We start from the raw sequence: 253 nt of genomic DNA, 5'->3' as shown, positions 1-253 counted from the left end.
AAAGACTTAAAAAATATTATCAGATATTTTCCAAATTTTAGAGGTGACTCTTAGCGCGTAGCGTTAACATTGAGGCACCTTGCGCAAAGAAAATGGTAGCACTACGTGCTTGTCATTGATTCTTTGCACCTAATTTGCTTGGTGACAATAGCGTTTTGGACCCACCTGACTCCATGCCGAACTCAGTAGTGAAACGAAACAGCGCCGATGATAGTGTAGCATTTGCTATGTGAAAGTAGGACATTACCAGGCT

General features: G+C 41.5%; 1 rRNA gene. It reads left to right on the top strand.

What is annotated here, in order from left to right:
- Nucleotides 1-137: 137 nt before the first annotated feature.
- Nucleotides 138-252 (top strand): 5S ribosomal RNA (rrf, locus tag H5089_RS20130).
- The last annotated feature ends 1 nt before the right edge of the window (nt 253 follow it).

This window comes from Pseudoalteromonas sp. SR45-1 (assembly GCF_014163655.1).
In the GTDB taxonomy this organism is placed as follows: Bacteria; Pseudomonadota; Gammaproteobacteria; order Enterobacterales; family Alteromonadaceae; genus Pseudoalteromonas; species Pseudoalteromonas distincta.
This window is presented reverse-complemented; position numbering and strand designations above follow the sequence as displayed.